The sequence below is a fragment of the Clostridium sp. UBA1652 genome, assembly GCF_002320975.1.
GTDB lineage: Bacteria > Bacillota > Clostridia > Clostridiales > Clostridiaceae > Clostridium_T > Clostridium_T intestinale.
Map to the genome: position 1 here is coordinate 28,090 of NZ_DCLI01000045.1, position 13,355 is coordinate 41,444.

A 13,355-nucleotide genomic window follows, 5' to 3' on the forward strand; every position below is an offset into this window, starting at 1 on the left:
CAATATATTATCCTCCTTATGCTTCAGGAACAATAACAACCTTCATTTTTGTTGTAACTTCTGGATAAAGCTTTAACTCTATTTCATAAGTTCCAGCTATCTTAATTGTATCCATAGATATTTTTTTCTTATCAATTTCAACTTTGTGTTGAACTTTAATAAGTGCTGCAACATCTTTACTAGTTATAGCTCCAAATAGTCTACCTTGTTCCCCTGCTTTAGCTTTTACTGTTATTTCTTTATTCTTTAATTCACCTGCTAATTTCTGAGCAGCTTCAATTTCAGCTAATTTTTTCTTTCTTTCATTTTCTTTTTGAGTATTTAAAATGTGTAAGTTATTGCCTGTAGCTTCTTGTGCTAATTTCCTAGGAAATAGAAAATTTCTAGCGTATCCATCTGACGCCTCAATAACCTCACCTTTCTTTCCAACTTTTTTAACATCTTGAAGTAATATTACTTTCATGTTATTCACCTTCCTTTAAGTAGTTTTTTATAGCTTTTTTCAATTTTTCTTTTGCTTGAGCTATTGTTAAGTCACTTAACTTAGCTCCCGCCATAGTCATATGACCACCACCACCTAAAGCTTCTAAAATAACCTGAACATTTATATCACCAAGTGATCTTGCACTAATATAAATTTCTCCTTCTATTTTAACAAATACAAAGGACGCTTGAATACCAGTAATATTTAGAAGATCATCCGCAGCTTGGGCTGCTAATACAATTTCTGTGGTTTCTGGTGGACAGGTGGCAATAGCCATATTATTTTCAACTTCTGCTGATTTAATAGTTTCTGCCTTTTTTATATAGTTCTCTAAATCATCAGAGAAGAGTTTTTTAATGTGTATTGTGTCAGCTCCCAATCTTCTTAAGAATGAGGCAGCTTCAAAGGTTCTTACACCTGTTTTAAATATAAAGTTTTTAGTATCTATAAATATACCTGCAAGTAAAGCTTCTGCTTCTATAGTTTCTAGTTTAGGTTTATCCAGCATATATTGAACTACTTCTGTTACCAATTCTGATGTTGAAGAGGCATATATTTCTATAAAGTTTAGGAGCGCCCCCTCTATCATATCTGGACTTCTTCTATGGTGATCAATTATAACTAATTTTTGTGCTTTATTTACAGTTTCTATATCTTGAACATAATTACTGTTATGAACGTCAACTATTATAACTAAAGTTTCTTTATCAATTTTCTCTACGGCTTCTTGAGCTGAAATAAATAAGTCATCGTATTTACTATGACCCTTCACTTCCTCCATAAAGAACTCTATATTTCTATTATCATTTCCTAGTATTATCTTACATTCCTTACCTAGTTGCTTTATTGCTGATGATAAACCAAAAGCAGAACCAAAGCAATCCATATCCGGATTTTTATGTCCCATTATATATACTTTAGAACTTTCATAAACTAAGTCTTTTAAAGCTCTTGCTACTACCCTTGCTCTAACTCTAGTTCTTTTCTCTAGTTCTTTAGTATTTCCACCAAAAAATGATATTTTTTCTTTCCATTTTACTACTGCTTGGTCTCCGCCTCTTCCTAAAGCAAGCTCTTTTGCTGTTACTGCATAACTATGATTTTCTGCAGATGAATTTTCACCTATTCCAACCCCTATACTTAATGTAACATCTATTTTATTTCCCATATCTATATCTCTTATTGCATCAAGGATATCAAATTTTTTCTTTATCTGTTCCTCAATTAATTTATTTGATACAGATAATACATATTTATTTGATTCATACTTCCTTATCATTGCTCCTAGGTTGGACGCATAGTTATTTATGGCTCTCTCAACTTCTGCTACTAAAAGAGGTCCATTATCATCCTCCATAGATTTTACTACATCACTTAAATTATCTACTTCTATAAGCATGATACTTTCTTTAGTTGCAGTGCTACTTTTTAGATATGTTACATCATTAAAATATATTATAAATGATTCTTTCTCATCTACAAATTCTATTTTCTGTGCATAAACATCATAAATCTTACCCTTAAGATTTATTCTATGAGGTATATTTGTATCTTGTTTAATTAGCTTATCTAAAGATACTCCTCTAATGATGTTCAAAATATTATAATGTGGATTTTTATCCGAATTTAATTCTTTATGAAACTTTTTATTATTCCATATTATGTCTCCATTATCTTTTATTATAGCTACTGGATATATGTTGTTTTGTATGTTTTTTTCTATAGAATTAGTTAAATACTTACTAACGTTATCTATTTTCGTAGAAAAACTTTTTTGTAATTGATTACTTTTATATATATTATAGAGGCTATCTACTACTATCAGTAATAAAGTTATAAATAAGTATCCTATTTTCTCTGATATATAAAATACAGACGCCAATGTCAGTAATATGATCAGTATAATTAATTTATCATACTTTTTAATACTTTCCTTCATTAATTGCCTCCTTTATGGCTATTTTTGAGGCTACTCTATTTTTTTCTATAAATAATTTGCATTCATTTAAATAAATTTTTAGTACTCTATATTTATAAATTATACTCTATCTTTTAAATGGCTATGCAATTTATTTAGTGAACTTCCATATTTATCTTCATCATCATCTAATATACCAATTCTTATTTTTTCTTTTGTATTTTCATCTATCTGTATATATGAATATCCGAGCTTTTCTCCTAGTAGATATAATATTATCATTGCTGAAGATATACACTCTAAAACTGCATCTTTAGCCACATTACTTCCCTTAGTTAATAATAAATAAAATTCTCCTATTATACACAATAATTGAGCTTTCATTTCTTCAATTAACTTTATGTCACCCATTATATTTAAATTATCTTTCTTCAAGGACCGCTCCCCCCTTTATTATTCAATACCCTGTATATCTATTTTAGTTTTTTTTTGATACTATTTCAACTATACCTTTTTAAAATTCTCATAATAAAAAATAAAACCCCTTATACAGGGGTTTTTGTTTACTCTGTTGTAAATGGTAATAAAGCTATATTTCTAGCTCTCTTTACAGCATCAGTTAATTGTCTTTGATGTTTTGCGCATGTACCTGAAATTCTTCTTGGTAATATCTTACCTCTTTCAGTAACATACTTTCTTAGCTTATTTATATCTTTATAATCTATAGAGTCAGCTTTATCAACACAAAAAGCACAAACTTTTCTCTTTGGTCTTCTCATCTTGCCGCCTTTTCTTACTTCTCTGCTCATCATTTTCCCTCCTTACCTAAATTTTAGAATGGAATGTCTCCATCATCTACAGGAGTCATATCCTCTTCAAAGCTCATTCCACCACCGAATGTATCTTGTGGCGCATTATATTCAGAACCATTGTTGAAACCATTGCTTCTTCCATTTGAAGAAGAATTAGATTTGCTCAAGAAGCTTACTTCATTAGCAACAACTTCTGTAACATATCTCTTGGTTCCATCTTTAGCATCATAAGATCTAGTTTGTATTCTACCGCTAATAGCCATTAAGCTTCCTTTGCTCATGTAATTAGCCGTAGATTCCGCTTGTTTACCCCATATTGTTACTGAGATAAAGTCCGCTTCTCTTTGTCCAGTTGAAGAATTATACTTATCAACTGCTAGAGTTACAGTGGTTACTGCAGTACCATTTCCTGGAGTAAACTTTAACTCAGGATCTTTAGTAAGTCTGCCTATTAGAACTACTTTATTCATTCAAAACACCACCTTATTTCTCTTCTTTAACTATTATGTGTCTTATGATTCCGTCTGTTATTCTAAATACTCTGTCTAACTCGCTTGGTAATTCTGGGTTAGCACTGAAGTTGAATAATGTGTAGAATCCTTCGTTAACTTTTTTTATTTCATAAGCAAGTTTTCTCTTACCCCAGAAATCTACGTTGTCAACAGTTCCTCCACCATTTTCAATAACACCTTTAAACTTCTCGATTGTAGCTTTAACAGCCTCCTCTTCGAATGATGGGTGTATTACAAATATAGTTTCATATTTTCTCATTCTTTTCACCTCCCTCCGGACTATTGGCTATGCTAAACATAGCAGGGACTTACAATAAACTAGTATATCACTTTTATATATCTATTTCAAGCATTATTATGTAAATTATTTGCTTTTTTCCTCTTTAGTAGAATTTACGATTTTTTTTACCCCTTTTTGAAATTTATTTCTAGGTAGCATTACTAGCCTTCCACATCCAACACATTTTATTTTTATATCTGCTCCTAGTCTTATTATTTCCCATTCAGAGCTTCCACAAGGATGTTGTTTTTTCATTAATACTACATCACCTAAATTAAATTCTTCCATTATTTATTCCCCCACTCTTTACTCGTTATCAATACTTTTAATTGTTATCATTTCAGTTCTAGGATATGGTATTTCTATTGATCCTTCTTCTAGTGCTTTTTTGATTTCCTTCTTCAAGGTTCTTTCTATTTCCCATTGTCCCATTGGCTTACTTGTTCCATTTACTCTTATTGTCATTGATGAACTATCTAATGAAACTATTCCTAATACCTTAGGCTCATCTATAACATTTTCATTTTCTTCAACGACTTTCTTACATGCATTATTTATTATATTTGATACTTTATCATAGTTTTCTTTATAAGGTACAACAACATCAACTTCTACCTTCATTGCTCCTCTAGAATGGTTTGTTACTTGCTGTATTGTTCCATTTGGTATTAAATGAATATCTCCACTAAATCCTTTTAGTACTGTTGTCCTAATACCAATTGTTTCAACTGTTCCAGAAAATGAACCTATGGTTACATAATCTCCTACAGCATATTGATCTTCAAATAATATAAAAAATCCATTTATCAAGTCTTTAACTAGATTTTGAGCTCCAAACCCTAAAGCTACCCCTCCAATAGATGCTAAAGTTAATGAAATACCGGTAAATATATTTGCAACAATTGCAGCTACTCCAAAAAAGTAAACTGAATATCTTAATATACTTTTTAAAACCTCCCCAATAGTAGTAGCTTTCTTTTCATCTAATGTAAAACTTGCTCTACTCATTGCCTGCCTTTTCACAAACCTATTTATAATATAATTACCCACTTTAATAGCTATTGCCATTAATATTAATATTATTATAATCTGAATAATTTTACCTATTATATTTTGAATTTTTTCTAGATCAATAGGATATTTTCCTATATATACCTTCTCACTATCAAAATCTATCGAAAAAAAAGAGTTTAATATATACATTTAATCTTCCTCCAGCTATTTACTTGTGCTTATCTTTCATTAGTTTTACACAAAACTTATTTCATGCTTTTTCATATTATATTATACAAAACATCCATTATTTTTTTAAGTTATATTTTAATATTATTGATTAAATTTTTTTTGTATAGTCTAAAATTTAATATTCTATCTTTTATACTTCACTTATCAATTAGACTTTATGTATTATGAAATATTTGGTATAATGTGTAGAACAAGCTTATTGCTTATAAGTACTTTATTAAAGGGGAGATGATCATGAAAAAGTTTGAAGATAAAATTAGCAAATTAGCACTTTTTTTTATTCTTTACACATTGGGATTTATTATTTTCTTTAAAACCTTGCCATACACAGTTCCATTTGTGCTTGCTGCTTTATTTGCTTTGATTTTGCGTAAACCAACTAAGTACCTAATTAAGAGCTTTAAATTAAAGGATTCGTTAGCTTCAATTATAACAACGCTTTTGTTTTTCTCTATACTTATTATAACAATAACTATACTCATTGGGTCATTATCTTCTCAAATTGTAAATTTAACAAAAAATGTTCAGGAATACTTATCCAAAAACCCTGCTGATATTGCGACTAAGTTTACTGAAATTCAGGATTACTTTTATAATCTAGATATAGACCCAGTTATAATTAGCTCTATTCAAGATGCTACATCAGGGTCTATAAGTAAAATTGTAAATATTAGTGTTTCAGTTGGATCATCAGTTGTTACTTTTGTTTTATCAGTTGCTTCTTATATTCCTTACATGCTTATGATAATAATTTTTACACTTTTAACAACATACTTCTTTACAAAAAAATTTGCAACCTCTGACTCAAGAGATTTGATGTCTTCATTACCTTTAGAGAACAATTCTTTTTTTGTTATTTTTGCCAAGGTAAGACATAAACTTATTACTTATGGAATTTCATATATGTTATTAATTTTGATGTCTTTTGTAATCACTCTTATTGGCTTTACTATCTTTAGAGTTAAATATGCACTTATCCTTAGTATGTTATGTGCATTGTTAGATCTATTGCCTGTACTAGGAATGCCTATGATTTATATACCATTAATTATTTATAATCTGTTTATTGGAAATCATTTGGTTGGCGTAGGTTTATTGATTTGGTATGTCATTGTATTTATCACAAGACAAATTATTGAACCTAAGGTTATGTCAACTTCATTAGGATTAAATCCTGTTGCAGTATTAGCTGCCATATTTATTGGATTAAAAGCTAATGGTGTTTCAGGTATGTTCTTTTGTATGTTTATGGTAGTGTTTTATGCTATATTTAAAGAAGAAGGTATTCTTTAAGTATAGAAACCTCCTTAAATGGAAATAATTTCATTTAAAGGAGGTTTTTTTATGTCTAAATTAATTTGCGATGCTACGTCTTCAAAAACTATATTTGAAATAAGAGATTATCTATTTGAAAAGTTAAAACCTATAATAAGTGATAATAGAACTATTGTTTTTATATGCATTGGCACTGATAGATCCACTGGAGATTCTCTTGGTCCTTTAGTTGGTTATAAACTCAAATGTTTAATCAGAAAAAACATTATACTTTATGGAGATTTAGAGAATCCTGTACATGCAAAAAATCTTCACCAAACACTTAATGAAATTAATTCTTTATATGATGATCCATATATCATTGCCATTGATGCTTGTTTAGGTAATCTTCAGAATGTAGGTAAGGTTATATTGGACCAAAAACCGTTGTTTCCTGGCCTAGCTGTTAATAAAGACCTACCGGCTGTAGGGGATTTAAGCATAACTGGTATTGTTAATATTTCTGGAAATTTTGAATTTATGGTTCTTCAAAATACTAGACTTTTCACAGTTATGACTTTAGCTGACACTATATCTAAAGGTATTTATCATTTTGCTATAAAAGCTATTGGTGGTAGAAATAACTCCATCGGTAAAGTTTTAGAAAATTTATAGAATATATTTAATACAAGTCATTTCCATAGTAGTTTGTTAATATATTTTCTATATCTTTTATATTCCTACTTACAGAATCTATTATTATTATATTTGAATTTCTCATTCTATTATTGATATTACTTAAGTTTGTTTCTTTTAGATTGGTTAATATTACATCACTTTTATAAGGATCTTTTACTAATTTATATCCTTTACTTATAAAATCTTTTCTTAGATACTCTAGTTCATCACTTATGTATATATTCATGTAAAAAACCTCCCTTAAAGCTAGTATTTCTTTAAGGGAGGTTTTTATACTTTTGTATTAAACAGTTCCAATTGCTTTATTTAAAACACTCATCTCTTCTTCTGATAAATCATATCTTGATATTCCTTTATCTATTGGTTTTGCATAAGTAGTGCTTTCATTTCTTCCATATATTCCTGTAAGTATCACACCATCATTGTTTTCATCTAAAAGTGCTACAGAGAAACTCAAATCGCTTCCAACATCTTCAAACGCCTTATATCTTATAACAGAAACCTTTTGAATTGACTTTTTCATTTTTTCTTCAACTTTATTGCATAGATCAAATGCCTCTTGAGATTTTTCATTTGCTTTATCTACTTTGTCTAGATATCCCATTATTAGCTCTTCAATATTTTTACTATTTGCTCCACGCATTAATTTTCTATACCTATTTTCAACCTTATTAAGAGATCTAAATAATATCATTATTAGAATGAATAATAATACTATTACTACTCCCATACCCATAAATATATATGCTCCGTAAGAATTTATAATACTAAGTATATTTTCCATCATTTTCTCCTTTTCATTATGTTTCACGTGAAACTGTCTATTGCATATTAATTATATCTAATATTCTTTGTAAATCTTCTTCAGAATAATACTCTATTTCTATTTTACCTTTATTCTTCTTTTTTTCAATATTGACCTTAGTTCCAAAGTAGTTTTCTAATTTTTCTCTAATATCTTTGTAGTAAATAGATAAATCTTTAATCTTTTCCTCTAATTTTTTTTCATTTTTAATATCCGTAATATTTCTAACTATTTTTTCTAGTTCACGTACAGATATTTTATCATCTATAACCTTTTGTGCAAGTTCATATTGAATATCCTTTTCTTTAATTCCTAATAAAGTTCTTCCATGACCTTCACTAATAACACCATCTATTATATAATCTTGAACTCTATCATCTAAATTAAGTAATCTCATAGTATTCGTTATAGATGTTCTGGATTTGGATAGAGTTTCACTCAAAGATTCCTGAGTTAAATTAAAATCCTCAAGTAATTTTTTAAAAGCTTTTCCTTCTTCTATAGGATTTAAATCCTCTCTTTGGATATTTTCTATTAAAGAAAGTTCTAGCAACTCTCTATCTGTGATATCCATTATAATTGCTGGAACCTCTTTTAAACCTGCTAATTTTGCGGCTCTCCATCTTCTTTCTCCTGCAATTATTACATAAAAATCATCTTTCTTTTTTAAAATTAAAGGTTGAATAATGCCATGATTTTTAATTGATTGTGATAACTCCAATATTTTTTCATTATCAAAACTTTTTCTTGGCTGCTCTCTATTAGCTTTAATATCATTTAGTGATATTAAACTTTGACTGCTTTTTTCCACTGCTATTTCTTCATAATCATTAGGGATTAGAGCATTTAACCCTTTCCCTAGTCCAAATTTTTTACTCATATCCTACCCCTTATTGCCTACTTAAAAATTCTTTTGTCAAATTTGCATATGATTCTGCACCTTTACATTTATCATCATATAACATTATAGGTAGTCCAAAACTTGGAGCCTCAGCTAACCTAATATTTCTAGGAATTGTTGTTTTATATACCTTATCTCCGAAATATTTATCAACTTCCTTAAGCACTTCATTACTCAAATTTGTTCTGCTGTCATACATAGTCATAACAACACCCTCGATATCTATATTCTTATTTAAGGACTTTTTTACTAAACCAATTGTATTTATAAGTTGACCAACGCCTTCCAAAGCATAAAATTCACATTGAATTGGTATAAAAACAGAATTTGAACTGGTTAATGCATTAATAGTTAGTATCCCTAACGAAGGCGGGCAATCAATAAATACAAAATCGAATTTTCCATCTAACTTCTTAATTTGATTTAATAGAATTTTTTCTCTCTGAGTATTATTTATTATCTCAACTTCTGCTCCAGCTAATTCCATTGTTGCAGGTGCTATGTATAGATTTTCTACCAAACTTGACTGCTGTATAATTTCTTCTAAGGGTACATCTGAAGTTATAACGTCATATATAGATTTTTCTAATATCCTCTTATCTATGCCAACTCCAGAAGTAGTGTTTCCCTGAGGATCCATATCTATTGCTAAAACCTTGTACCCTTCCATTGCTAAATATGAACATAAATTTATATTAGTAGTAGTTTTACCAACTCCGCCTTTTTGATTAAAAACACATATAACTTTCATAGTTCCCCCTCTTTTATCCCTTAATTTTATTATGTACAATAACATTATATATTTTAAATACATATATTAAAAGCATTTATCTAATTTATAATTCAAATTTAATAAAAATGTTTCACGTGAAACACTTTATTCTTTTATAATAAAAAAATCCACCTACTAATAGATGGATTTCAAGATTTATTTCTTTGGTATATTTACGGTAATCTGAATATACTCGCCACAGTCCTTAGATTTATATTGAGCTGGAATCTTGAACTTATCAAATACTTGTTTTATTGAATTAACATATATCTTAGGAGAAAATATTCCTGTTATTCTTTTTGTACCTTTTGAGCTTAACTCATCCCCAGCTAATTTTAATAGCTCTTTATTTATAAGTTCTTCAGTTTTCTTAACATTTAAACCTTGTTCTATAATTTTCTTTACAACTTTTAATTGCATTTCTTCATTTGGTAAAGATAATAAAGCCCTAGCATGTCTTTCTGTTAAACTATTTTCTAAGCATAACTCTCTAATTTTAGAGTCAAGTTTTAGTAACCTCAGTTTATTTGCAATTGTAGATTGCTTTTTTCCCATTCTATTAGCTAATTCATCTTGAGTAAAATTATGTTCATTTATTAGGTTGTAATATGCTTCAGCTTCTTCAATAAAGTTTAAGTCCTCTCTTTGTAGATTTTCCAATAAAGCAATCTCAGCCGATTCTGTATCAGTTATATCAATTATATTACAAGGAACAGTTTGAATATTTGCTAATTTTGCTGCACGCCATCTTCTTTCACCTGCAACTAATTCATAGCTAACTCCTCTTTTTCTAACAGTTAAAGGTTGTATAATTCCATATTGTTTTATAGATTGAGATAATTCTACTAAAGTTTCTTCATCGAAGAATTTCCTAGGTTGATAAGTATTTGGTATAATACTTTCTATATTTACATACAAGACTTCATTTTGCATAGACCTCTACCATCCCTTACTATTGGTTTAACATTATTTCCCATTATTTAACATTTTCTACAAAGACATTAATTTATCCTTCTTTTATATTTAAAAATCGTTAGACAAAATAATCTAAGAATTTACACAATCGGTTTTTTATTTATAGTTCCAGCCTTCCTTGGATAAATATTTGAGGTTGATTTAATCTTTTTCACTAAAACTAAATTGTGTTTTAAATCAGTATCCTCAACTTCAACTTCTACCACATCTATTAATTTTGCACCAAGTACCTTTAATGCATTTCGAGACCCTTCTAACTCACCTTCAATAGATGGACCTTTAAGTGCAATGAAATGTCCATTGTTTTTGACATAAGGAATACATAACTCTGATAACACACTCATGTTCGCAACTGCTCTAGATGTTGCTATATCAAATTTTTCTCTTAATTCACTATTTCTAGCACCATCTTCAGCTCTAGAGTGAATAGTTGTAACGTTATTAAGAGTTAATTTATTAACTACAACATTAAGGAAATTAACTCTTTTGTTTAGTGAATCTAGAAGAGTTATTTCAACATCTTCATTCATTATAGCTAATGGAATACCAGGAAATCCTGCTCCTGTTCCAACATCAATTATAGATTTTGCATTTTTAAATTCATCTACTTTAAAAGCTTTTATACAATCTATAAAATGTTTTTTTATTATGTCTTCATCTTCAATAATGGCTGTTAGATTTATTTGTTTATTCCATTCTTGTATAAGATCTTTATACATTATAAATTTATTGTATTTCTCTTCTGTTAATTCTAAACCTACATCTTTACAAGCTCTACTCATTAAATCAAAGAATTCCATATAACTCTCCTTTAAGAATTTTTTTGTCTACTGTATTGTTCCATATAAATTAATAAAACAGAAATATCAGCTGGAGATACACCAGAAATTCTTGATGCCTGCCCTATATTAATTGGTCTAATCTTCGCTAGCTTTTGAATAGCCTCTTTTCTTAATCCTCTAATATCGTTAAAGTCTAATTCCTGTGGTATTAATCTCTTTTCTATTTTTTTAAACTGTTCTACCTGTTCAAGTTGCTTATCTATATAACCTTCATATTTTGCAATTATATTTACTTGTTCTCCAATATTATAAGGTAAATCTACTCTCTCTTCATCCAATCGGCTTACAGAAAAATAATCTAATTCCGGCCTTTTAATAAGCTCATACATGGAAATAGGTTTCTTTAACTCTGAAGAGTCTAAAGCTAACAATATTTCGTTATTCTCTCTTTTGTTAGTTACTTGAAGCTTCTTCATTCTATCAATTTCTTGTTCTATATTATTTTTTCTATTCAAATATCTTTTATATCGCTCTTCTGTTACTAATCCAACTTTATATCCAAATTCAGTTAATCTTAAATCCGCGTTGTCCTGCCTTAATAATAACCTGTACTCTGAACGAGATGTCATCATTCTATATGGTTCAGATGTTCCCTTAGTAACAAGATCATCTATTAAAACACCAATATAAGCATCAGATCTAGTTAAAATCAAAGGCTCTTCATTTTTTACGTTTAAAGCTGCATTTATTCCAGCAATTATACCTTGCGCTGCCGCCTCTTCATAACCCGAACTTCCATTAAGTTGACCTGCACCAAATAATCCTTTTATATTTTTGAATTCCAAAGAAGGTTTTAATTGAGTTGGATCAATGCAATCATACTCTATTGCATAGGCAGTTCTCATTATTTCAACATTCTCCAAACCCTTTATAGTTCTTAACATTTCTATTTGAACATCCTCAGGCAATGATGAGCTCATTCCACCTACATACATTTCTTCAGTATCATTACCCTCAGGTTCTATAAAAATTTGATGTTGCAATTTATCTGGAAATCTCATTACTTTATCTTCAATAGATGGGCAGTATCTAGGACCTATTCCTTCGATTGACCCATTATAAATTGGAGATCTATTTATATTTTTTCTTATAACCTCATGAGTATTTTCATTAGTATAAGCTAACCAACAAGATACCTGCTCTTTATCAATATTATCATGCATAAATGAGAATGGGACTATTTTTTCATCACCTTTTTGCTCGGACATATTGCTGAAATCCACACTACGTTTATTTATTCTTACAGGAGTACCTGTTTTGAACCTTCTTAACGATATATCTAAATCTAATAATGACTGAGATAAATCATTTGCAGGAAATAATCCATTAGGGCCACTACTATACGCAGTTTCCCCAATTATAACTTTTCCTTTAAGATATGTACCTGTTGCCAATACCACTGATGCAGCTTTAAAGACTGCTCCATTTTTAGTAACTACTCCAGTAACCTTTCCATCTTCCACTTCAAGTTCTGTTACTTCAAGTTGACGCAAAAAAAGATTTTCTTGATTCTCAATTATATTTTTCATTCTCTCTTGGTACCTTTTTTTATCAGCTTGAGCTCTTAAAGAGTGTACTGCAGGTCCTTTTGAGGTATTTAACATTCTCGATTGAATAAAAGTATAATCTATATTAACGCCCATTTCTCCCCCTAAGGCATCAACTTCTTTTACTAAATGTCCTTTTGCTGTTCCACCAATATTGGGATTGCAAGGCATAAATGCTACAGAATCTAAATTCATTGTGCACAATAAAGTCTTGCATCCCATTCTCGCTGAAGCAAGAGCAGCTTCACTACCTGCATGACCTGCTCCAACTATTATAACATCAAATATTCCGCCTAAATACTTCATATT

The 13,355-nt window shown here is 29.3% G+C and carries 17 protein-coding genes; 2 read left to right on the top strand and 15 right to left on the bottom strand.

All coding sequences use genetic code 11. The features are described 5' to 3' along the window. Positions 1 to 16: 16 nt before the first annotated feature. The 8 genes from rplI to B3N22_RS07920 all read right to left on the bottom strand — a co-directional run bounded on the left by rplI (position 17) and on the right by B3N22_RS07920 (position 5,209). Complete coding sequence (rplI, locus tag B3N22_RS07885) at positions 17 to 463, bottom strand: 50S ribosomal protein L9 (RefSeq protein ID WP_021804019.1); 447 nt, start codon at positions 461 to 463, stop codon at positions 17 to 19. A gap of 1 nt (position 464) precedes the next feature. Then, on the bottom strand, positions 465 to 2,423 hold the full coding sequence (locus B3N22_RS07890; protein WP_286906093.1) for a DHH family phosphoesterase: 1,959 nt from the start codon (positions 2,421 to 2,423) through the stop codon (positions 465 to 467). Between the two features lie 99 nt (positions 2,424 to 2,522). Beyond that, positions 2,523 to 2,837, bottom strand: a complete 315-nt coding sequence (locus B3N22_RS07895; RefSeq protein ID WP_073021253.1) for a MazG-like family protein — start codon at positions 2,835 to 2,837, stop codon at positions 2,523 to 2,525. Positions 2,838 to 2,965: 128 nt separating this feature from the next. After that, a complete protein-coding gene (rpsR, locus tag B3N22_RS07900; protein ID WP_021804016.1) occupies positions 2,966 to 3,211 on the bottom strand; it encodes a 30S ribosomal protein S18 in 246 nt (81 codons plus the stop codon). 23 nt (positions 3,212 to 3,234) lie between these two features. Further along, complete coding sequence (locus B3N22_RS07905) at positions 3,235 to 3,684, bottom strand: single-stranded DNA-binding protein (protein WP_021804015.1); 450 nt, start codon at positions 3,682 to 3,684, stop codon at positions 3,235 to 3,237. Positions 3,685 to 3,697: 13 nt separating this feature from the next. Next, on the bottom strand, positions 3,698 to 3,985 hold the full coding sequence (rpsF, locus tag B3N22_RS07910; RefSeq protein ID WP_073021255.1) for a 30S ribosomal protein S6: 288 nt from the start codon (positions 3,983 to 3,985) through the stop codon (positions 3,698 to 3,700). Between the two features lie 105 nt (positions 3,986 to 4,090). Then, positions 4,091 to 4,297: a DUF951 domain-containing protein gene (locus tag B3N22_RS07915; RefSeq protein ID WP_073021257.1), complete on the bottom strand. Its 207-nt coding sequence runs from the start codon at positions 4,295 to 4,297 to the stop codon at positions 4,091 to 4,093. 15 nt (positions 4,298 to 4,312) lie between these two features. Continuing rightward, entirely contained in the window at positions 4,313 to 5,209 is an 897-nt protein-coding gene (locus B3N22_RS07920) for a mechanosensitive ion channel family protein (protein WP_073021259.1), read from the bottom strand. A 276-nt stretch (positions 5,210 to 5,485) separates the two neighbouring features. Between B3N22_RS07920 and ytvI the strand changes: the two genes are divergently transcribed. Then, positions 5,486 to 6,544: a sporulation integral membrane protein YtvI gene (gene ytvI / locus B3N22_RS07925; protein WP_073021261.1), complete on the top strand. Its 1,059-nt coding sequence runs from the start codon at positions 5,486 to 5,488 to the stop codon at positions 6,542 to 6,544. 51 nt (positions 6,545 to 6,595) lie between these two features. Next, entirely contained in the window at positions 6,596 to 7,180 is a 585-nt protein-coding gene (gene yyaC / locus B3N22_RS07930; RefSeq protein ID WP_286906101.1) for a spore protease YyaC, read from the top strand. Between the two features lie 7 nt (positions 7,181 to 7,187). Here the strand turns inward: yyaC and B3N22_RS07935 are convergent, their stop codons facing one another. From B3N22_RS07935 to mnmG, 7 genes are all read right to left on the bottom strand, one after another. Continuing rightward, on the bottom strand, positions 7,188 to 7,430 hold the full coding sequence (locus B3N22_RS07935; RefSeq protein WP_238907113.1) for a hypothetical protein: 243 nt from the start codon (positions 7,428 to 7,430) through the stop codon (positions 7,188 to 7,190). Positions 7,431 to 7,487: 57 nt separating this feature from the next. Then, complete coding sequence (locus B3N22_RS07940; protein ID WP_238907114.1) at positions 7,488 to 7,988, bottom strand: DUF4446 family protein; 501 nt, start codon at positions 7,986 to 7,988, stop codon at positions 7,488 to 7,490. Positions 7,989 to 8,025: 37 nt separating this feature from the next. Beyond that, positions 8,026 to 8,889 carry a ParB/RepB/Spo0J family partition protein gene (locus B3N22_RS07945; protein WP_238907115.1) on the bottom strand — a complete coding sequence of 288 codons (864 nt, stop codon included), beginning with the start codon at positions 8,887 to 8,889 and terminating at the stop codon, positions 8,026 to 8,028. Positions 8,890 to 8,899: 10 nt separating this feature from the next. Continuing rightward, on the bottom strand, positions 8,900 to 9,661 hold the full coding sequence (locus B3N22_RS07950; RefSeq protein WP_073021276.1) for a ParA family protein: 762 nt from the start codon (positions 9,659 to 9,661) through the stop codon (positions 8,900 to 8,902). Between the two features lie 177 nt (positions 9,662 to 9,838). Continuing rightward, positions 9,839 to 10,615, bottom strand: a complete 777-nt coding sequence (gene noc / locus B3N22_RS07955) for a nucleoid occlusion protein (protein WP_073021279.1) — start codon at positions 10,613 to 10,615, stop codon at positions 9,839 to 9,841. Between the two features lie 122 nt (positions 10,616 to 10,737). Continuing rightward, on the bottom strand, positions 10,738 to 11,457 hold the full coding sequence (gene rsmG / locus B3N22_RS07960) for a 16S rRNA (guanine(527)-N(7))-methyltransferase RsmG (RefSeq protein ID WP_073021281.1): 720 nt from the start codon (positions 11,455 to 11,457) through the stop codon (positions 10,738 to 10,740). An 11-nt stretch (positions 11,458 to 11,468) separates the two neighbouring features. Beyond that, the gene (mnmG, locus tag B3N22_RS07965; RefSeq protein ID WP_286906107.1) at positions 11,469 to 13,352 is read right to left on the bottom strand and encodes a tRNA uridine-5-carboxymethylaminomethyl(34) synthesis enzyme MnmG; all 1,884 of its coding nucleotides are present in this window, start codon (positions 13,350 to 13,352) and stop codon (positions 11,469 to 11,471) included. Positions 13,353 to 13,355: the final 3 nt, after the last annotated feature.

What these genes read in the sequence shown, in the direction of transcription:
- rplI (WP_021804019.1), bottom strand. Translation starts at nt 463, where the DNA reads ATGAAAGTAATATTACTTCAAGATGTTAAAAAAGTTGGAAAGAAAGGT.
- B3N22_RS07890 (WP_286906093.1), bottom strand. Translation starts at nt 2,423, where the DNA reads ATGAAGGAAAGTATTAAAAAGTATGATAAATTAATTATACTGATCATA.
- rpsR (WP_021804016.1), bottom strand. Translation starts at nt 3,211, where the DNA reads ATGAGCAGAGAAGTAAGAAAAGGCGGCAAGATGAGAAGACCAAAGAGA.
- B3N22_RS07905 (WP_021804015.1), bottom strand. Translation starts at nt 3,684, where the DNA reads ATGAATAAAGTAGTTCTAATAGGCAGACTTACTAAAGATCCTGAGTTA.
- rpsF (WP_073021255.1), bottom strand. Translation starts at nt 3,985, where the DNA reads ATGAGAAAATATGAAACTATATTTGTAATACACCCATCATTCGAAGAG.
- B3N22_RS07920 (WP_073021259.1), bottom strand. Translation starts at nt 5,209, where the DNA reads ATGTATATATTAAACTCTTTTTTTTCGATAGATTTTGATAGTGAGAAG.
- ytvI (WP_073021261.1), top strand. Translation starts at nt 5,486, where the DNA reads ATGAAAAAGTTTGAAGATAAAATTAGCAAATTAGCACTTTTTTTTATT.
- yyaC (WP_286906101.1), top strand. Translation starts at nt 6,596, where the DNA reads ATGTCTAAATTAATTTGCGATGCTACGTCTTCAAAAACTATATTTGAA.
- B3N22_RS07935 (WP_238907113.1), bottom strand. Translation starts at nt 7,430, where the DNA reads ATGAATATATACATAAGTGATGAACTAGAGTATCTAAGAAAAGATTTT.
- B3N22_RS07940 (WP_238907114.1), bottom strand. Translation starts at nt 7,988, where the DNA reads ATGGAAAATATACTTAGTATTATAAATTCTTACGGAGCATATATATTT.
- B3N22_RS07945 (WP_238907115.1), bottom strand. Translation starts at nt 8,889, where the DNA reads ATGAGTAAAAAATTTGGACTAGGGAAAGGGTTAAATGCTCTAATCCCT.
- B3N22_RS07950 (WP_073021276.1), bottom strand. Translation starts at nt 9,661, where the DNA reads ATGAAAGTTATATGTGTTTTTAATCAAAAAGGCGGAGTTGGTAAAACT.
- noc (WP_073021279.1), bottom strand. Translation starts at nt 10,615, where the DNA reads ATGCAAAATGAAGTCTTGTATGTAAATATAGAAAGTATTATACCAAAT.
- rsmG (WP_073021281.1), bottom strand. Translation starts at nt 11,457, where the DNA reads ATGGAATTCTTTGATTTAATGAGTAGAGCTTGTAAAGATGTAGGTTTA.
- mnmG (WP_286906107.1), bottom strand. Translation starts at nt 13,352, where the DNA reads ATGAAGTATTTAGGCGGAATATTTGATGTTATAATAGTTGGAGCAGGT.